An 18,991-nucleotide genomic window follows, 5' to 3' on the forward strand; every position below is an offset into this window, starting at 1 on the left:
GACGGGAGTGTGACGACAGGCCCTAGCGGTCCGCCACGGCCTGCTTCACCAGGGTCCGGCCGAAGTCCCACATCAGCGAGCCGCCGCCGTGCGCCTCGTCCATGACCTCCCGGAAGGCGCCGACGAACCGGTCCACGTCCGCCTCGTCCACGATCAGCGGCGGAATGAGCTTGATGACCTCCAGGTGGTCCCCCGAGACCTGGGTGAGGATCCGGTGCCGGTTCAGCAGCGGGACCACGACCATCTGCGCGAACAGCCCCTTGCGGGCCGCCTGGAGCATCGTCCAGCGGCTGCGCAGCCCCAGCGAGGACGGCCGGCCGAACTCGATGCCGATCATCAGCCCGCGGCCCCGCACCTCGTGCAGCATCTCGTACGCGCCGACGAGCGCGGCCAGCCGCCCGCGCAGCAGGTCGCCCATGGCGCGGGCGTTGGCCACGACCCCCTCGTCCTCCATGACGTGGAGGACCGCCAGCCCCGCCGCCATCGCCTGGGCGTTGGAGCCGAAGCTCGCGGAGTGCACCAGCACCCGGTCCATGGACGAGTAGACGCGCCGGAAGATCCAGTCCTTGCCCAGGGTCGCGCCGACGGGCACGTAGCCGCCGGAGAGGGCCTTGGCCACGCACACCAGGTCCGGCTCCACGCCCGGTTCGTTCTGGTACGCGTAGAAGTCCCCGGTCCGGCCGAGGCCGGTCTGCACCTCGTCGGCGATCAGGAGCGCCTTGTGCCGGTGCAGGAGCTCCTGGGCGGCGCGCAGGAATCCCGGCGGGGCGGCGTGCACCCCCTTGCCCTGGATCGGCTCGACGACGAAGGCGGCCACGTCGCCGCGGCGCAGCTCGCGCTCCAGGGCGCCCAGGTCCCCCAGCGCGATCCTGGTGTCCGGCAGCAGCGGGGCGAAGCCGTCGCGGAAGCCGCCCTCCCCGTTGACCGACAGGGAGCCCGTGGTGAGCCCGTGGAAGGCGTGGTCGCAGTAGAGGATCCTGGGCCGGCCGGTGGCGTAGCGGGCGAACTTCAGGGCGGTCTCGACCGCCTCGGTGCCGCTGTTGCCGAAGAAGACCCGGTCCAGGTGGGGGCTGTGGGAGAGCAGCTTCTCCGCCAGCAGCCCGGGCAGCGGCTGGCAGTCGAAGCGGGTCAGGTCGGCGAGCCCGGCGTCCAGGACCTCGTGCAGGGCCCGCCGGACCACGGGGTGGTGGCGGCCCAGGCCCATCACCCCGAAGCCGGCGAGCATGTCGAGGTAGTCGTTGCCCTCGGCGTCCCAGAAGTGGGCGCCCTCGGCACGCACGTAGACCTTGTCGAAGCCGATGGTGCGCAGCATGCGGGGCAGCTGGTGGTTGAGGTGGCGGGCGTGCAGCTCGTAGCGTTCCCCGCCGCGCTCGGCCAGCAGCGCGGCGAGGTCGAAGCCCCCGCCCGCGCCCGCCGCCGCTCCTGCCTGCGGCGCCGTCATGCCGACGCGTCCCGGTTCCCGGCGACCGTCTCGCGGGCCGCGCGCAGGGACTCCTTGAGGGAGCCCATGGTGGCGAGGACGGCGGTGGGCTCGTAGCCGCAGTGCGCCATGCAGTTGGCGCAGCGCGGGTCCTTTCCGCGGCCGTACTTGCTCCAGTCGGTGTCGTTCACCAGTTGCCGGTAGGTGGGCACGTATCCGTCGCTCATCAGATAGCAGGGGCGCTGCCAGCCGAAGAGCGAGTAATTCGGAATGGCCCAGGCCGTGCAGGGGAAATCGGCCTTTCCTTCGAGGAAGTCCAGGAAGAGCGGGGAGTGGTTGAGCCGCCAGCGGCGCCGGTTTCCGCCCGCGAAGGCCTTCTTGAACAGTTCGCGGGTCTGTTCGACGCCCAGGAAGTGTTCCTGGTCGGGGGCCTTCTCGTAGGCATAGGCGGGCGAGATCATCATCTCGTCGACCTGGAGGTCGTCATTGAGGTAGTTCAGCACCTCGATGACGGTCTGCGGGGTGTCGGTGTTGAAGAAGGTGGAGTTGGTGGTCACCCGGAATCCGCGCCGCTTGGCCTCCTTGATGGCGGCGACGGCCTCGTCGAAGACCCCTTCCTTGGCCACGGATTCGTCGTGGCGTTCACGCAGCCCGTCGATGTGCACGGCGAAGGCGAAGTACGGGGACGGCGTGAACTTCTCGATCTTCTTGCGGAGCAGCAGGGCGTTGGTGCAGAGGAAGACGTACTTCCGCCGGGCCACCAGCTGCCGCACGATCTCGTCGATCTGGGGGTGCATCAGGGGCTCTCCGCCCGCGATGGACACCATGGGCGCGCCGGACTCCAGGACGGCGCCGACCGCCTGGGCGACGGGCATGCGCTGCTTGAGCACCCCGGCCGGGTGCTGGATCTTCCCGCACCCCTCGCAGGCCAGGTTGCAGGCGTAGAGCGGCTCCAGCTCGACGATCAGCGGGAACTTCTCGCGCCTGCGGAGCTTCTGTTCGAGAAGATAGGTCCCGACCCTGATGGACTGTCGCAGCGGCATGGCCATCTGGTTCACCTCCTGGGAAGCAGCAACGAACGGTGCCAGTCATGGAAAGCGGGTAGTACGGAACGCAACACACGGAAGGCAGATATTCCACCGCGTACCGTGCCGATACGGACGAGCTCGTGCTCCGGAGCGTCCACGATCACCCGGACGGCCGCGACCGGGCGGCCCGCCCGGGAGGCGGTCCACAGGGTGGCCGCCGACTCCATGTCGACCGCGACGGCGCCGGCGGCGCGCAGCCGGTCGCGCTCCTGGCCGCGGACGACGTGGTCGGATCCGGTCAGTGTGCCGGTGTGCACGGTCCGCCCGGGGACGGCGCGGGCCAGTGCCTCGGCGAGCAGGGCGGCACCGGTGCAGGGGACCGTCCCCCGGGGGTCGCGGGTCTCCTCGGCGACCACCAGGTCCCCGGGGTTCATGCCGGGGACCAGTCCGGCGCAGAAGCCGGTGGCCAGGACGGCGGCCCCCGCCATCCCGGGGCGCTCCAGGGCCCGGGCCACGGCCCGGTCGGCCGCGCGCGGGCCCATGCCGGTCCGCAGCACCGCCGCGCCGGCGGCCCGGCCCGCGCCGCCGAGGGCCGCCCGCTCGATGCGCAGGGCGCAGGCGATCAGCAACGGCGTTGCGGGCGGGTCCGCCCGGGCGGGCATCAGGCCTCCTCGACCGGGACCCGGGCGGCGGCCGGGGGCCGGCCGGTGCGCCGGGCGGCGGCCTGGCCGAAGGGCTCCCCGTACAGGTACCGGCCCAGGGCGGTCAGCGGGAACACCTGGCGGTAGAGGTGGTAGTTGATGGAGAAGTCCCAGGGGAAGCCGGTGCCGGTGAAGTACGGCTCGTCCCAGGTGCCGTCGGCGCGCTGGGTCCCCACCAGGTGGGCGAGCCCGCGCCGGACGGCCTCGCCGTCCCGCTCCCCCGCCGCGAGCAGGGCCATCAGCGCCCACGCGGTCTGGGAGGCGGTGGAGGTGCCCTTCCCGGCCCAGGAGCGGTCCTGGTAGGAGCGCTGGTCCTCGCCCCAGCCGCCGTCCTCGTTCTGCACGGACTCCAGCCAGCGGACGGCCCGCCGCACGGCGGGGTGGCCGGGGTCGATCCCGGCGGCGGTGAGGGCGGGGACCACGGACCCGGTCCCGTAGACGTAGTTGGTGCCCCAGCGGCCGAACCAGCTCCCGTCCTCCTCCTGTTCGGCCAGCAGCCAGGCGATGCCGCGCCGGGCGCGCGGGTCGGCGGCCTTCCCCTCCGCGGCGAGCATCTCCACCACGTGGGCGGTGACGTCGGCCGAGGGCGGGTCGATGACCTCCCCGAAGTCGCAGAAGGGCAGCCGGTTGGGCAGGGTGCTGGTGTTGTCGGCGTCGAAGGCGGCCCAGGCGCCGTCCTTGGACTGCATGCCGAGGGTCCAGGAGGTGCCGCGCGCGACGGCCGCCTCGACCTTCGCCGGCTCGGGGTGGTGGATGCGGCGCAGGGCGAGGACGACCTCGGCCGTGTCGTCCACGTCGGGGTAGGTGTCGTTGTGGAACTCGAAGGCCCAGCCGCCGGGGGCCAGTCCGGGGCGGCGCACGGCCCAGTCCCCGCTGCGCCGGATCTCCTCGCCGAGCATCCAGTCGGCGGCCCTCACCAGCGCCGGGTGGTCGGGGCGCACGCCCGCGTCGGCCAGGGCGATGGCGGCGAGGCAGGTGTCCCAGACCGGGGACTGGCAGGCCTCGACCATGCGGGCGCCGTCCTCGCGCCACACGGCGAAGCGGTCGAGGGACTCCAGCCCGGCCCGCATCACGGGGTGGCCGAGGTCGTAGCCGAGCAGGTGCAGGGCGATGACCGAGTACACGGCGGGCGGCTGGATCCCGCCCCAGCAGCCGTCGTTCTCCTGCCGTTCGACGATCCACCGGCCGGCCGCGTCCATGGCCGCCTTGCGCAGCCGGCGCGGGGCGACGCGCCGGTAGAGGTGCAGGACCTTGTCCATCCGCTGGAAGGCCCCGTCCCAACTGGTCACCGGGGCGAGCGGCTTGGCCGGGTACGGGTTGCGGGCGTCGGTGTGCAGCTCGTCGAGGACGAAGGGGGCCGGGCGGACGGGCCGCAGCGCGGAGACGACGGTCAGCGGGACGATCGTCTGGCGGGCCCAGCAGCCGAAGTCGTAGATGTTCAGCGGCACCCAGGGCGGCAGGAAGACCAGCTCGGGCGGGAGTTCGGGCAGGTGGTCCCAGCTCCACCAGCCGAAGAGGGCCAGCCAGATCCGGGTGAAGACCCGGGCGGAGGCGATCCCGCCCCGCTCGCGGATCCAGGCGGAGGCGCGGGCCATGTGCGGGGCGTCCGGCGGGTCCCCGGCCAGCCGCAGCGCCACGTACGCCTCGATGGTGGCGGAGAGTTCGGGCGGCCCTCCGTGGAAGGTGGCCCAGGTGCCGTCGGCCTGCTGCTCGCCGCGGATGAAGAGGGCGGCGGCCCGGGTCACGGTCTCGTCCGCGATGCCCAGGAACTGGCGCAGCAGCAGGTCCTCGGCGTCCATGGTGACGTTGGTCTGGAGGTCGCCCTTCCACCACCCGGCCGGGTCCTGGCGGCCCAGCAGCTCCCGGACGGCGCGGCCGACGGCCTCCTGGACGCCCTGGTGCAGGCCGGTGTCGCCGCCGGACGGGCCGGCGGCCGCGGCGGCCGGGGCCGCCGTGCTGTCGTGTCGCGGATCCGCGCCGTCGGTGATCGCACCGCCGCCGTCGGTCGTCGCTGTCATGGCTTCCCCTTCGTACAGTGCTTCGGCTGTTCCCGGGTCTGCCGTCGGCCGGGGGTTCCCTCAGGAAGGGTCCCCGGCCGGCGACTCGCGATTCATATCCACTTTCGGGCGGAGATCACCTCTTGCGCACGACGACGAAGTCGGCGAGGGCGACGAGCTGCTCCCGCACCCGCTGGGGCATGTCCACGTCGTCGAGCGCCCGGACGGCGATCGCGTGCTGGCGGCGCGCCTCGTCGGCGGTCCACTGGCGGCCGCCGGCGGCCTCGATGAGGGCGGCGCGGTGGGCGAACTCCTCCTCGGAGAAGTTCTCGAAGTCGTTGCTCTTGGCGTCGGCCGCGAGCAGCCGGCCGAGTTCCTCACATGCGGGTCCGCCCGCGGCGAGGGCGGCGACGACCGGGAGGGACTTCTTGCGCTGGCGCAGGTCGCTCCAGGTCTGTTTGCCGGTGGACTCGGGGTCGCCCCAGATGCCGAGGAGGTCGTCGACGGCCTGGAAGGCGAGGCCGAGGTGGTAGCCGTACTCCTCCAGCTTGTCGGCCGTCCGGTCGTCCGCGCCGCCGAGCACGGCGCCGATGGAGACCGCGCACGCGAGCAGGGCTCCGGTCTTGTTCCCCTCCATTTCGAGGCATTCCCGAACGCTGACGCGCTCGCGGTGCTCGTAGGAGATGTCCTGGGCCTGGCCGTCGATGAGCTTGCGGCTGGCGGTGGTCAGGCGGCGGGTGGCGCGGCCCGCCTCGACGGTGCCGAGCTCCAGCAGCACCTCGTTGGCCAGGGCGAAGAGGGCGTCGCCGACGAGGATGGCCAGGGCGGGTCCGTGGACCTTCCACACGGTGTCGCGGTGGCGGCGCTGCTCGTCGCCGTCCATCAGGTCGTCGTGCAGCAGCGAGAAGTTGTGGACCAGTTCGACGGCCACGGCGCCGGGGATGCCGACCTCGGCGGCGGCTCCGGCCGCCTCGGCGGAGAGCAGCGCGAGGGCGGGGCGCACGGCCTTGCCCCCGTCGCCGTCGGCCGGGTTGCCCTCGGCGTCGATCCAGCCGAAGTGGTAGGCGGCGACGGTGTCCATGGGCGCCGCGAGCCGGTCCACGGCCGCGCGGAGCACGGGGGTCGACAGCGTGCGGCCGCGTTCGAGGAGGGCGAGGGTGTCGGCCTTCTCCGTTCCCCCTGCGGCCGTGCCGGCGGCGGCATCCGTGTTCTCGACAGCCGGGTTCCCCGGGTTCACTGGCTCTCCTCTGGTTCCTGTACGTGCTGTGCTGGTGGTGCTCGTGGTGGTCGTCATACCGCCTCCTGCAGAGGATGTTCGCGGGGGCGGCCGAGAGCGGCGAGCGCGGCGTGTGCCGCGCCGAGGCCGCTGCGGACGGCGCTCTCCATGGTCGCGGGCCAGCCGGTGGCGGTCCACGCACCGGCGAGATAGAGCCCCGGCGTGTCGGTCCGGGGGCCGGGACGCAGCCGGCCGACGCCGGGGGCGGGGGCGAAGGTGGCGGTGCGCTCGCGGGTGACGAAGAAGTCCCGTACCTTCGCGCCCCGGGCGGCCGGCAGCAGCCGTTCCAGTTCGGGCAGGTACTTGGCGCGCAGGACGGAGACGGGCTCGTCGATGTCGTCCTGGGCGGCGGACTGGGACACGGCCAGGTACTGGCCGCCGTCGGTGAGTCCGGAGGAGTCGCTGCGGTCGAAGACCCACTGGACGGGGGTGCCGAGGGCGGCGAAGAAGGGCTGCCGGAGCACCTTGCGGTCGTAGACCACGTGGACGTTGAGGATGGGGGCGGTGCCGATGTCGAGGAGCTTGTCGGGGTCGGCGAGCGCGCCGGGCGGCAGCAGTCCGTGGGCCTCGCGCTGCGGGACGGCCAGCACGACGGTGCCCGCGTCGAGGGACTCGCCGTCGGTGTCGACCCGCCAGTTCCCCTCGCCGGTACGGGAGACGGCGGTGACCCGGGTGCGCAGCCGGGTGCGGACCCCGGCGGAGTCGAGGGCCTTGCGGGCGAGGGTGTCGTGGAGCTCGCCGAGGGGGACGCGGGCCCAGCCGATGTCGGCGGCGCCGTTCTCGGAGAGCAGGCCGGTCTTGAACACCATGGCGGCCAGGCCCAGGGAGCAGTTCCGGGCGGTGGCGTTGAGGGTGGCGATGCCGACGAGGTCCCACAGGGCGGCGACGGTGCGCGGGGACTGGCCGTAGCGGGCGAGCCAGGTCGCGAAGTCGAGGCCGTCGAGCGCCGGGTCGGCGGGGTCGAGGCGGCGCAGCGCGAGGGCGGCGCGGCCGACGGCCGCCCGCTCGGCGAGGGAGAGGTGCGGGTAGCGGGCCAGCGAGGCGGCGAGGTGCAGGGGGACGGGCAGGGCGCTGCGGCGCAGCCGGCCCAGCCGGGGGCCGGCGGGGTGGGCGACGTCGAGGACGGGGACGTCGAGCCGGTCCTGGAGCGGGGCGAGGGCGGCGCCGTCGACCCGGTCGAGGAACCACCGGTAGGCGGTGCAGCAGCGCAGGTAGACGTGCTGGCCGTTGTCGACGGTCAGGTCGCCGCGCTTGAAGGAGAAGGCGAGGCCGCCGAGGCGGGGGCGCCCTTCGAGGAGGGTGACCCGCAGTCCGGCGTCGGCGAGTTCGAGGGCGGCGGTGACTCCGGCGAGACCGCCCCCGATGACGACGGCGCGGTCGTCGCTGCCGCGGGTCGCACTGCCGCTCATGAGGCCTCCCGGGTGGTAGGCCGGCCCGCCCGGCCGGAGGGTGCTGCGGAGCCCGGACGGACGGACGCGGCCGGACCCCGGCGGGTTGCCCGCACCCCGGTGCGGCCGTCGCGGGCGGCGGGCCGGTGTCCGGCCGTGGCGCGGGTTCCGGTGGAGTCGGGGGCCGGGGACCGACGCGCCGGATCCGCCGGAGCGCCGGCCCGGCCGGGGGCCGGCGGGGTCGTGGTCGGGGGCATCAGCCGCGCCTCCGGGCGCTCTGGCGGGAGATGGTGCGGGCGTCGAGGCCGGACAGGCCGCGCACGGCCACGTACGCCTTCTCGTGGGTCGGCAGCGAGACGCGCCCGCGCAGGACGGCGCCGGGTTCGCGCTCGATGCGGTCCAGCAGGCGGCGGTAGATGCCGGCCATCGCGGCCACGCAGGCGCCGCTGCGCCGGTCGAGCATCGGCAGCAGCCGGTAGCCCTCGGTGAACAGGGCCCGCGCGCGCCGGACTTCGTGGTGGACCAGGCCCGGGAAGTCGGAGCCGGCGGGGGCCCGGCCGCCCTGGAAGCCCTCGGAGCAGCCGAACTTGGCGAGGTCCTCGGCGGGCAGGTAGGTGCGTCCGTTGCCGGCGTCCTCGCGGACGTCGCGCAGGATGTTGGTGAGCTGGAGGGCCAGGCCCAGGGTGTCGGCGTACTCCTCGGCGTGCTCGCCGGGGCCGACGGTGCCGAACACGCCGAGCGAGAGCCGCCCGATGGCCCCGGCGACGCAGCGGCAGTAGGCCTTGAGGTCCTCCCAGGTCTCGTACTCCTCGCCGCGGACGTCCATCAGGACGCCGTCGATGAGCTCGTCGAGGCCGCCGAGGGGGATGGGGAAGCGGCGGGCGGCGTGCGCGAGGGCGACGGCGACCGGGTCGGTGTCGTCCTCCTCGATCTCCTCGGCCCGGATCCGGCCGAGGAGGGCGCGGGTCTCCTCCAGGCGGGCCAGTTTGGCCCCGGGGGCGAGGGTGCCGTCGCCGATGTCGTCGACGCGCCGCGAGAAGGCGTACAGCGCGGACATCGCCTGCCGCTTGTCGGTGGGCAGCAGCCGGATGCCGTACGCGAAGTTGCGCGCCTGGGTTCCGGTCACGGCCTCGCAGTAGCTGTAGGCGGCGAGGACCGGGGCGGACGGAGCGGACGCGTGGTTGGGGCCCTCCACGTGGGGGCTCACCCCTTTCTCGGCGCTGTGCGCAGGACGGCGGCCACCTCGCGCAGGAGCTGGCCGCGGGTGGGCTTGGGCGGGCCGGGGAGGACGTCGAAGCCGGCGGCCGAGACCGCCCGCAGGGCGGCCCGCCCGCCTCCCACGAACCCCGCGAGCAACAGCCGCAGCCTGCCGTGGACGCTGCCCACGAGCGGGGCGCCCGCGTCCAGGAGCGCGTGCGCGCGCTGCGCCTCGAAGGCGGTCAGGGCGCGGACGGAGGCTCCGGCGGAGCGGGCGGCGAGGTCGGCCTCGGCGACGCGGAAGCGCCGCATGTCCTCGGCCGGGAGGTAGATCCGGTCGCGGCCGAGGTCCTCGGCGACGTCCTGGAGGTGTTCGGCGATCTGCAGGGCGGTGCAGATCGCGTCGGAGCGGCGGATCCGCTCGGGGGTGCTGGTGCCGGTGAGCTCCAGCACGAGGCGGCCGACGGTGTTGGCGGAGAGCTCGCAGTAGGCGAGGAGCTCCCCGTACGTCGCGTAGCGGGTGACCTTCTGGTCCTGGCGGTTGGCCTCGATGAGCCCGAGGAAGTGCTCGCGGCCGAGCCGGTGGTCGCGCACGACGGGCTGGAGGGCGAGCAGCAGGGGGTGGCGCGGGGGGCCGTCGGTGCCGCCGAAGACGCGCAGCAGGTCGGCTTCCAGGGCGTCGAGCATCGCGAGGCGGTCGTCGGCGGCGGCCGGGTCGAGGCCCAGGAGGACGGCGTCGCGTCCGCCGGGGGCGAGGTCGCCGTCGCCGATGTCGTCGACGAGGCGGGCGAAGCCGTAGACCGCCATCAGGCCCTGGCGCCAGGCGCGGGGCAGGAAGGCGGGGGCGACGGGGAAGTTCTCCGAGGCCGCCTTGGCGAGGGTGGCGGCGCCGGGGGCCGGGGCCGACGGGTGGCGGAGGCCGTGCCCGGGGGTCACCGCCCGCCGCCCGGGGCCGGGACGGCTGGCGTGCCTGGGGGCCGCAGAATTCCCGTAGCCATTGCCGTCACGTCTCCCGTTCTACACTGCTGACCCAAGTCATCCCATTTCGGACACGCCGCGGAGTTTACCGGGGAGTATCCCGGGCGAACCGGCTGCGGGGAATCGTCCCCTCTTGGCGCGATTGAGAACTGGTCCAGCTTACGCTGTACAACACCGCGGGGGCCTATCGGGTGGCCACCACGCCCGGAATGTCGGCCGCATGGCGAGGCCCCCGCCGCGGGGAGCGGCAGGGGCCTGCGTGACGGCGGGTCGGCCGTCAGTGACTGCTGGCCTTCTCGTACGCCGCGACGACCTCTTCGGTGGGCCCGTCCATGAGGAGCTCGCCCTTCTCCAGCCACAGCACCCGGCTGCAGGTGTCGCGGATGGAGTTGTTGTTGTGGCTCACCAGGAAGACCGTGCCGGCCTTCTCCCGCAGCTCGCGGATGCGCGCCTCGGAGCGGACCTGGAACTTGCGGTCGCCGGTGGCGAGCGCCTCGTCGATCATCAGGACGTCGTGGTCCTTGGCGGCGGCGATCGAGAACCTCAGGCGCGCGGCCATGCCGGAGGAGTACGTGCGCATCGGCAGGGAGATGAAGTCGCCCTTCTCGTTGATCCCCGAGAAGTCGACGATGTCCTGGTAGCGCTCCTTGATCTGCTCGCGGCTCATGCCCATCGCGAGACCGCCGAGGACGACGTTGCGCTCGCCGGTGAGGTCGTTCATCAGCGCGGCGTTGACGCCCAGCAGGGAGGGCTGGCCGTCGGTGTAGACCTTGCCGGACTCGCAGGGCAGCAGGCCTGCGATGGCGCGCAGCAGGGTGGACTTGCCGGAGCCGTTGGAGCCGATGAGGCCGATGGCCTCGCCGCGGTAGGCGGTGAAGGAGACCCCGCGCACGGCGTGGACCCGGCGGACGCCGGGTGCGTCGCGGTTGCCCCGGCGCATGATCTTGCTCAGGGCGGCGGTGGCGCTGCCCTTGCCGGAGCTGCCGGTGTTGACGCGGTAAACGATGTGCACGTCGTCGGCGATGACGGTGGGGACCCTGTCCCGGTTGATCTCAGCCACGGCCGTAACGCTCCTCAGCCTTCCAGAAGTACACGAAACCGCCGAGGCCGATCACGACGGCCCAGCCGACGGCGAAGGCCCAGACGTGCGGCGGCAGGTTGTGCCGGCCGTAGTCGTCGATCAGGGCGTACCGGACCAGGTCCATGTAGATCGCCGCCGGGTTCCACTGGAGCACGTCGGTGACCCACCCGGGCACGTGCCGGTCCTCGAGCGCCCCGCTGATCGAGAACATGACGCCCGAGGCGTACATCCAGGTGCGCGTGATGAACGGCATCAGCTGCGCGAGGTCGGGGGTCTTCGAACCCATCCGCCCGAAGATCAGCGCGAGGCCGGTGTTGAAGACGAACTGCAGCGCCAGCGTCGGGACGACCAGCAGCCAGGACAGCCGCGGGTAGTTGCCGAAGGAGACCGTGACGATCAGCACGACGATCATCGAGTACAGCAGCTGCTGGAGCTGCTGCATCGAGAAGGAGATCGGCAGGGAGGCGCGCGGGAAGTGCAGGGCGCGGACCAGGCCGAGGTTGCCGGGGATGGCCCGGACGCCGGCCATCAGCGAGCTCTGGGTGAAGGTGAAGACGAAGATGCCGGTCACCAGGAAGGGGATGTAGACCCCCTTCTCCATGCCGCGGCCCGCGTTCATGATCAGGCCGAAGATCAGGTAGTAGACCAGCGCGTTGAGCAGCGGGGTCGCCACCTGCCAGATCTGCCCGAGCTTCGCCTCGCTGTACTGGGCGACCAGCTTGGCCCGGGAGAACGCCATGATGAAGTGGCGCCGGTCCCAGAGCTGGCGCACGTATCCGCCCAGGCTGGGCCGCGCGCCGCTGACGGACAGGCCGTGCTTGGCGGCGAGCTGCGCCGGGGTCAGCCCCGCGTCGTCGGACGGCGGCTTGCTCGTGGCGAGGGCGCCGTCGGGGGTTGTGTCACTCACAAGTTGAAACTTTCCGTCTTCAAGATGCGGCAGGTCAGGTGGGGCATCGGGGCTGGAGCGCCGGACCCGTGATCGGGGCCCATGGTCCCAGACGCGGGCTTCTCAGATGACAGGCGGTCGGCCCAGCCGCGTCAGCCGCCAGACCGTGCGCCACCTCATGGGGCGCCGGGGACCGCAGGGAGTGGTCCAGCCCTCCTTGAACCCGCCGAACCAGGCCTTGAGCGCCGGCGCCGAGGGCCTGCGCACGAGGGTCAGCCCGAGCCAGACGCCCAGGTAGACCGGGACCAGCGGGGCGGGAAGGTTGCGGCGGGCGAGCCACACCCGGTTCCGCGCCACCATACGGTGGTAGACCGCGTGCCGCGAGGGGGCGGTGGTCGGGTGCAGGAGGACCATGTCCGCGCGGTAGTCGATCAGCCACCCTGCGTCGAGGGCCCGCCAGGCCAGGTCGGTCTCCTCGTGGGCGTAGAAGAACTCGGCCGGCAGGGTGCCGGCCTGTTCGAAGACCTTCGTGCGGACGGCGTTGGCGCCGCCCAGGAAGGTGGTCACGCGGGAGGAGCGCATCGGGTCCGAGGCGCGCAGCCGGGGCACGTGGCGGCGCTGGGTCGCCCCGGTGTCCGGGTCGGCGATCCGGAAGCTGATGATCCCGAGCTCGGGGTCCTCGGCGAAGGCCTGCCGGCACAGCTCCGCGGTGTCGGTGCGCTCCAGCAGCCCGTCGTCGTCGAGGAAGAGCAGCACGTCCGCGTCGCGGCCGGCGGGACCGAAGGCCTCGATGCCGACGTTGCGGCCGCCGGGGATGCCCAGGTTCTCCGGGAGGTGCACCGTGCGCACGCCCTCCGGGAGGCCGGTGACCTCGACGCCCTGGCCGACGACGACCACCTGGACGGGGTCGCCGTCCTGCCGGGCCACCGAGTCCAGGAGCGCCTTCAGTTCGTCGGGGCGGTCGCCCATGGTGATGATCACCGCACCGACGCGCAGCGGGGCGGTCACCGCAGCCTGCTCGACGCAAGGATGGACACCAGGTGCAGCACCGTCTGCAGCATCGCGATGCCGGCCAGGACGGCGACGCCCAGGCGGGAGTAGAACAGGTCGCCGTGGATCTGGTCGAGGACGGCCAGCACCAGGATGAGCAGCGAGGCCTCGATCCCCAGGACGAGGCGGTGGAACTTCAGCGCGGCGGCGGCCCGGCGGGCCAGGGCCATGCCGGAGGAGCGCGGCTCGGCGGCGGAGTCCTGGACCACGGGCTTGCCGGCCTGGTGCCGGGCGACGCCGACCAGGTCGGTCTCGGCCTTGATCAGGATCGCGCCGAGCGCGGCGAGGGTGCCCAGGAAGGCCCAGAGCCAGTCGACGGACCCGCCGCCCCACAGGTCGGCGGCGCGCAGGCCGAAGCCGGTCAGGACGGCCGCGTCGCACAGGTAGGCGCCGACGCGGTCCAGGTAGACCCCGGAGAGCGAGTACTGCTTCTTCCAGCGGGCCACCTCGCCGTCGACGCAGTCGAGCAGCAGGTAGAGCTGGACCGCGACCACGCCGAGGACGGCGCCGAGGATCCCGGGCACCAGCAGGGCCGGGAGGGCGAGGACTCCGCAGAGGGTCATCACGTAGGTCAGCTGGTTGGGCGTGACCTTGGTGGTGACCAGCAGGCGGGTGATGCGCAGGGAGATCTCGCGCATGTAGAGGCGTCCGCCCCAGTGCTCGCCACTGCGCCGGTCCTTGACGCCCGCCGGATGGACGACGGGCCGGAGTTCAGCTACGGATGGTCTGGGCATAGTCGGCGTAAGCGTCCCTGATCTCGGCTGCGGACAGGTTGAGGTGCTCCAGGATCGTGAAGCGTCCCGGACGGGTCTGGGGGGCGTACTCGACGGCGGCGACGAACTCGTCCACGCTGAACCCGATCTCCTCGGGCAGCACGGGCAGGCCGTGGCGGCGCAGGACCTCCGTGAACAGGCCGCTCTGCTCGGCGGCCCCGCGCAGGTGCATGGCGAAGGCGGCGCCGATGCCGACCTGCTCGCCGTGGAGCGCGGAGCGCCCGGGGTGGAGCAGGTCGAAGGCGTGGCTGATCTCGTGGCAGGCGCCGGACGAGGGGCGGGAGTCGCCGCTGATCGACATGGCGATGCCGGAGAGCACGAGGGCCTCGGCGAGCACGGTGAGGAACTCGTCGTCGCCGCAGCCACCGGGGTGGCGCAGGACGGACTCGCCCGCGGTGCGGGCCATGGCGGCCGCCAGGCCGTCCACGGCCTCACCGGTGATCTTGTGCGAGAGCTCCCAGTCGGCGATGGCCGAGATGTTGGAGATCACGTCGCCGACGCCGGCCCGGATGAACCGGGTGGGCGCCTCGCGGATCACGTCGAGGTCGATGACCATGGCGATCGGCGTGGGCACGCCGTAGGAGCCCCGGCCGTTGTCGTTGTCCAGGATGGACACGGGGGAGCAGATGCCGTCGTGGGAGAGGTTGGTGGCGATCGCCACCATGGGCAGCCCGACCCGCGCCGCGGCGTACTTCGCCACGTCGATGATCTTGCCGCCGCCCAGCCCCACGACGGCGTCGTAGCGGCGGCCCTTTATGTCGTCGGCCAGCTTGACCGCCGAGTCGATGGTGCCGTCGACGACCGGGTACCAGTCGGCGTGCGGCAGGGCCTGCTCCAGACGGGCGCGCAGCGCCTGCCCGGAGCCCCCGCTGATCGCGATCGCCAGCCGGCCGGACGCGGAGATCCGCTGGTCGGCGAGGATGCCGTCCAGCTTGTCCATCGCCCCGCAGCTGATGTCGACGACGACCGGCGAGGGGATCAGCCGCGTCAGTACTGGCATGCGATCGTCCGGCCCTTGGCGAGGTCGTCGTGGTTGTCGATCTCGACCCACTTCACGTCGCCGATGGGGGCCACGTCGATGGTGAAGCCGTCGTCGACGAGCTGCTGGTAGCCGTCCTCGTAGTAGAGGTCGGGGTCGCGCTCGAAGGTGGTCTTCAGGGCCTCGGCCAGCTGCACGGCGGCCTCCGGCTCGATGAGGGTGACGCCGATGTACTCGCCGGTCGCGTCGGCGGGCTCCATCAGCTTGGTGATCTTCCGCACGCCCAGGCCGTCGGCGGTGACGACCTTCATCTCCTCGTCTGCCAGGCTCTTGACCGTGTCGAGGGCGAGGATGATCTTCTGGCCGTTGCCGCGGGCGGCGAGGAGGGTCTTCTCGACGGAGACCGGGTGGACGGTGTCGCCGTTGGCGAGGATCACACCCTGCTTCAGGACCTCACGCGCGCACCACAGGGAGTAGGCGTTGTTCCACTCCTCGGCCTTGTCGTTGTCGATCAGCGTGATCTTCAGGCCGTACTTGGCCTCCAGGGCCTCGCGGCGCTCGTACACGGCCTCCTTGCGGTAGCCGACGACGATCGCGACCTCGGTCAGGCCGACCTCGGCGAAGTTGCCCAGGGTCAGGTCGAGGACGGTGAGGCTGTCCTCCTGCCCCTCGGGGCCGACGGGCACGAGGGCCTTGGGCAGGGTGTCGGTGTAGGGACGCAGACGGCGTCCGGCACCGGCAGCGAGTACAAGGCCGATCATGCTGGTTCTCCTTCGTCGTGTACGGCGGGTGCTCCGGCGGAGACCCAGAAGCGGATGCTCTCCACGAGCACCACCAGAGCCACGAACACGGCCACGGCCGTGAGCGCGACGGGGAACGCCTCACGGGCGAGGACGGCTGCCAGGACCACGGCCAGCAGGACCCTGCCCTCGTGACCGCCCGTCGTCCGCACCAGCCAGCGCGGCGGAGCGCCCGAGCCACCGCGGATGCGGTAGACCGTGTCGTAGTGATGGTAGGCGACCGCCGCGACCAGTCCGAATGCGGCCGGAAGGGCCCCGGGGACGTCCGCCTTGACGGCGAGGACGAGCACGGTGGTGTACTCGGCGGCCCGGAACAGCGGGGGCAGCAGCCAGTCCAGCGGCCCGCGCGGCGGGATCCCGACCGCGTCGCCGCTCAGGAGGGCGTACAGCAGGGCGGCGTAGACCACCGTCGTGCTGCCGAAGGGCTCGTACCAGGCGGCGCCGACCACCAGCACCGCGCCGAGCACCGCGAAGGGCAGGCGCGGGAGGGGCGTGGGGCGGGAGGCGGCCCGGGCGACCAGCTCCGCGATCGGGCCCGAGTCGGCGAGGTCGGCCAGGGCCTGGGCCGCCCGGTCCGTGCGCTTCGCACGCCGGGTCACCGAGCGCAGGACGCGTCCGGCGGTGGTGTACAGCGCGCCGAAGGCACAGCCGACCAGCAGGGCGTAGAAGACGGTGCGGGGGGTGGTGGCGGCGGTCAGGACCGCGATCATCGCCCAGCGCTCGCCGATCGGCAGGATGATCATCCGCCGGACCCAGACGGTCCAGCCGACGCTGTCGAGCCGGTCCGAGAGGGCGGCCGTGGGGCTCGTGTTGGCGGTGGCGTCGTGGTTGGCCTCGTTGAAGGAGAAGTCCACCACGTGCCGGCAGGTCATCAGGATCATCGCGCCGAGCGCGAGCGCCCAGACGTCGTCCCCGTCGCGGGCCGCGCCGAGCGCGAGCCCGGCGTAGAAGGAGTACTCCTTGACCCGGTCGAAGGTCGCGTCCAGCCAGGCGCCCATCGTCGAGTACTGGAGCGAGTAGCGGGCGAGCTGCCCGTCGGTGCAGTCCAGGACGAAGGAGAAGAGCAGCAGCACGCCGGCGACCACGTAGCCCCAGCGCTCGCCGGTGGCGGCGCAGCCCGCCGCGAGCAGCGCGGTGAGCAGGGAGGCGGTGGTGACCTGGTTCGGGGTCAGGCCGCGGCGCGCGCACCAGCGGGCGATGTAGCGCGAGTACGGGCTGATGCAGAAGGTGGTGAAGAACCCGTCGCGGGACTTCACGGCGGTGCGCAGCCGGACGGCCTCGTCGTCCACGGCAGCGACGGCGGCCAGGGCCTCGGCGCGCTCCTCCTCGCCCGAGGGCACGGCGGCGACCAGCGTGCCGAGCTCGGGCCGCTGGACGGGGGTGCCGGAGTCCTCGACGGCGGCGGCGAGCCGGTCCGCGTACGGGCCCTCGCCGTCCGGGGACAGCGCAGCGGCCCGCTCCAGGGCCGCGCGGGCCCCGGCCTGGACGGCGAAGGCGCCGGTCACGGCGCAGGCGTCGAAGCGCGGGTCGGTCAGTGCGAGGCGCAGCGCGTGCGGGTGCCCGACGAAACCGCTGTCGACGACGGCCACGCGCTGCGCGGCCGGCACGTCGGCCAGGGCCGCGGCGGTGTCCTCGGGAGCGGGGACCTGGCGGACGTCGAACCCGAGCGAACGGAGCTCGTCTTCAAGCGGTGATCCGGGGACCGGCAGGCCGGTGAGGATGACGGTCGACAGACGAACTCACTCCTTGCGACGAAACATGTCCGGGCGGGCGCCTTGTGGGCTGCGGAAAGAGCGGCGGCACGGCGGCCACGGCTGTCGGCAGAGGCTATCGGATGAATGGAAGGCGGCATTCATCAGCCGTTCGGCCCACATCCGTCCGGTTTGGGACCGGATGTTAGGGTGGACGCCGACTCGGAACGTGGAAGAGGTGGATGGTGATGACCGTCGCAGCGATCGCTGCCGTGCGCGGCGAACTCCGGTACGTCCCCCAGCCTTCCCGGGCGTCCGGCCGGGCCTGATCCCCTCTCGTTCCGACAGATCGGCCCCGTCGGCCGGAGCCCCCGTCCAAGGGTTCACGGTTGACCGACACCACCAAGAACACCGACGACAGCTCCCGCGACCGCGCCGACCAGGTCTTCGCGGCGTTCATGGAGCTGCACCGCGGGCTGCCCCGGCAGTCCCCCGGCTCCGACACCTCCACCCGGCACCTGCTGTCCCTGTGCGGGCCGCTGCCCGAGCGGCCGCGGGTCCTCGACATCGGCTGCGGTCCGGGCCGCAGCGCCCTGCTGCTCGCCGCGGAGGCGGGCGGGGCGGGCCGCGCCGAGGTGACCGCCGTCGACCTCCACTCCCCCTTCCTGGAGGAGCTGCGCGCCGCGGCCCGCGCCCGGGGCCTCGACGGGCGCGTCCGCGCGGTGCGCGCCGACATGGGGGCGCTCCCCTTCGAGGACGGCTCCTTCGACCTCGTGTGGGCGGAGGGCTCCGCCTACGTCCTCGGCTTCGACCGGGCGCTCGCCGAGTGGAAGCGGCTGCTCGCGCCCGGCGGCCAGCTCGTGCTCAGCGAGTGCGAGTGGACCGCCGGTGAGCCCTCGGCCGGGGCCCGGGCCTTCTGGGACCCGCAGTACCCGCTGCGTTCCTTCCCCCGCAACACCGCGGCCGTCCAGGCGGCCGGCTACCGGCTGCTGGGCAGCCTCCTCCAGCCGGACTCCGACTGGGCGGAGTACTACGGCCCGCTCGGCGAGCGCGCCGCGGCGGCGTCCGGCGGCACCCCGGCCAGGGCGGCCGCCCTGGCCTCCGTGCGCGAGGAGCTCGCCGTACGGGAGCGGCACGGCCACGAGTACGGCTACCGGGGCTGGGTGCTGGCCCCGGTGAGCGCCGGGGACCCGGCCGCCGGCGGGGGCCGCTGGCGGACCCGGCCCGAGACGGCGGCCGACGCGGCGGCCGTGCGGGCCGTCAACCTGTCGGCCTTCGAGACCCCGCTGGAGGCTGATCTCGTGGACGCGCTGCGCGCCGACGGAGCGTGGCTCCCGGGGCTCTCGTACGTGGCCGAGGGCCCGGACGGGAAGGTGGCGGCGCACGCCCTGCTGACCCGGTGCGCGGTCGGCGGGGCGCCGGCGCTCGCGCTCGCCCCGGTGGCCGCCGATCCCGCGCTCCGGCGCTCGGGCGCGGGCAGTGCCGTCGTACGGGCGCTGCTCGCGGCGGCCGCGGGGCGCGGGGAGGCGTTGGTGCTGGTCCTGGGGCATCCGTCGTACTACGCGCGCTTCGGCTTCGTGCCCGCGTCGCGCTACGGGATCACGGCTCCGTTCGAGGTGCCGGACGAGGCCGTGATGGCGCTGGTGCTCGACGATTCCGCGGCGGTGCCGGCGGGCACGATCGGGTATCCGGCCCCGTTCGGGGTCTGAGGCGCTGACGGACCGTCCGCCCCCCGCCGTTTATCAC

At 73.2% G+C, this 18,991-nt stretch carries 16 protein-coding genes; 1 reads left to right on the forward strand and 15 read right to left on the reverse strand.

The features are described 5' to 3' along the window. Positions 1 to 22 precede the first annotated feature (22 nt). The 15 genes from AB0469_RS23850 to AB0469_RS23920 form a co-directional block, all read right to left on the reverse strand. Entirely contained in the window at positions 23 to 1,441 is a 1,419-nt protein-coding gene (locus AB0469_RS23850) for an aspartate aminotransferase family protein (RefSeq protein WP_366453454.1), read from the reverse strand. Next, positions 1,438 to 2,469, reverse strand: a complete 1,032-nt coding sequence (hpnH, locus tag AB0469_RS23855) for an adenosyl-hopene transferase HpnH (protein ID WP_366453455.1) — start codon at positions 2,467 to 2,469, stop codon at positions 1,438 to 1,440. Before hpnH ends, AB0469_RS23850 begins: the two co-directional genes overlap by 4 nt. A 5-nt stretch (positions 2,470 to 2,474) precedes the next feature. Continuing rightward, a complete protein-coding gene (locus AB0469_RS23860) occupies positions 2,475 to 3,110 on the reverse strand; it encodes a 1-hydroxy-2-methyl-2-butenyl 4-diphosphate reductase (RefSeq protein WP_366453456.1) in 636 nt (211 codons plus the stop codon). After that, positions 3,110 to 5,167, reverse strand: a complete 2,058-nt coding sequence (shc, locus tag AB0469_RS23865) for a squalene--hopene cyclase (RefSeq protein ID WP_366453457.1) — start codon at positions 5,165 to 5,167, stop codon at positions 3,110 to 3,112. Before shc ends, AB0469_RS23860 begins: the two co-directional genes overlap by 1 nt. Positions 5,168 to 5,282: 115 nt before the next feature. Continuing rightward, positions 5,283 to 6,440 (reverse strand): polyprenyl synthetase family protein, encoded by a 1,158-nt coding sequence (locus AB0469_RS23870; protein WP_366453458.1) that lies wholly within the window; start codon positions 6,438 to 6,440, stop codon positions 5,283 to 5,285. Further along, positions 6,437 to 7,831 carry a hydroxysqualene dehydroxylase HpnE gene (gene hpnE / locus AB0469_RS23875; RefSeq protein WP_366453459.1) on the reverse strand — a complete coding sequence of 465 codons (1,395 nt, stop codon included), beginning with the start codon at positions 7,829 to 7,831 and terminating at the stop codon, positions 6,437 to 6,439. Before hpnE ends, AB0469_RS23870 begins: the two co-directional genes overlap by 4 nt. 235 nt (positions 7,832 to 8,066) lie before the next feature. Then, positions 8,067 to 9,017 (reverse strand): presqualene diphosphate synthase HpnD, encoded by a 951-nt coding sequence (hpnD, locus tag AB0469_RS23880; protein ID WP_366453460.1) that lies wholly within the window; start codon positions 9,015 to 9,017, stop codon positions 8,067 to 8,069. After that, on the reverse strand, positions 9,014 to 9,943 hold the full coding sequence (hpnC, locus tag AB0469_RS23885) for a squalene synthase HpnC (protein ID WP_366453461.1): 930 nt from the start codon (positions 9,941 to 9,943) through the stop codon (positions 9,014 to 9,016). The genes hpnD and hpnC overlap by 4 nt, the downstream gene beginning before the upstream one ends. Positions 9,944 to 10,262: 319 nt before the next feature. Then, on the reverse strand, positions 10,263 to 11,045 hold the full coding sequence (locus tag AB0469_RS23890) for an ABC transporter ATP-binding protein (protein WP_366453462.1): 783 nt from the start codon (positions 11,043 to 11,045) through the stop codon (positions 10,263 to 10,265). Then, on the reverse strand, positions 11,038 to 11,973 hold the full coding sequence (locus tag AB0469_RS23895; protein WP_366453464.1) for an ABC transporter permease: 936 nt from the start codon (positions 11,971 to 11,973) through the stop codon (positions 11,038 to 11,040). The genes AB0469_RS23890 and AB0469_RS23895 overlap by 8 nt, the downstream gene beginning before the upstream one ends. Before the next feature lie 102 nt (positions 11,974 to 12,075). After that, positions 12,076 to 12,948 (reverse strand): glycosyltransferase, encoded by an 873-nt coding sequence (locus tag AB0469_RS23900; protein WP_366453490.1) that lies wholly within the window; start codon positions 12,946 to 12,948, stop codon positions 12,076 to 12,078. A gap of 8 nt (positions 12,949 to 12,956) precedes the next feature. After that, positions 12,957 to 13,736 carry a CDP-alcohol phosphatidyltransferase family protein gene (locus AB0469_RS23905; protein WP_366453465.1) on the reverse strand — a complete coding sequence of 260 codons (780 nt, stop codon included), beginning with the start codon at positions 13,734 to 13,736 and terminating at the stop codon, positions 12,957 to 12,959. Continuing rightward, positions 13,714 to 14,775 carry an iron-containing alcohol dehydrogenase family protein gene (locus tag AB0469_RS23910; protein ID WP_366453466.1) on the reverse strand — a complete coding sequence of 354 codons (1,062 nt, stop codon included), beginning with the start codon at positions 14,773 to 14,775 and terminating at the stop codon, positions 13,714 to 13,716. The genes AB0469_RS23905 and AB0469_RS23910 overlap by 23 nt, the downstream gene beginning before the upstream one ends. Further along, complete coding sequence (locus AB0469_RS23915) at positions 14,763 to 15,515, reverse strand: phosphocholine cytidylyltransferase family protein (protein ID WP_366453467.1); 753 nt, start codon at positions 15,513 to 15,515, stop codon at positions 14,763 to 14,765. Before AB0469_RS23915 ends, AB0469_RS23910 begins: the two co-directional genes overlap by 13 nt. After that, the gene (locus tag AB0469_RS23920) at positions 15,512 to 17,287 is read right to left on the reverse strand and encodes a DUF5941 domain-containing protein (protein WP_366453491.1); all 1,776 of its coding nucleotides are present in this window, start codon (positions 17,285 to 17,287) and stop codon (positions 15,512 to 15,514) included. Before AB0469_RS23920 ends, AB0469_RS23915 begins: the two co-directional genes overlap by 4 nt. A gap of 416 nt (positions 17,288 to 17,703) precedes the next feature. On the opposite strand from AB0469_RS23920, the gene AB0469_RS23925 reads away from it, so the two are divergent. Continuing rightward, positions 17,704 to 18,954: a bifunctional class I SAM-dependent methyltransferase/N-acetyltransferase gene (locus AB0469_RS23925; protein WP_366453492.1), complete on the forward strand. Its 1,251-nt coding sequence runs from the start codon at positions 17,704 to 17,706 to the stop codon at positions 18,952 to 18,954. Positions 18,955 to 18,991: the final 37 nt, after the last annotated feature.

The sequence above is a fragment of the Streptomyces sp. NPDC093801 genome (genome assembly GCF_040701585.1).
Taxonomy (GTDB): domain Bacteria; phylum Actinomycetota; class Actinomycetes; order Streptomycetales; family Streptomycetaceae; genus Streptomyces.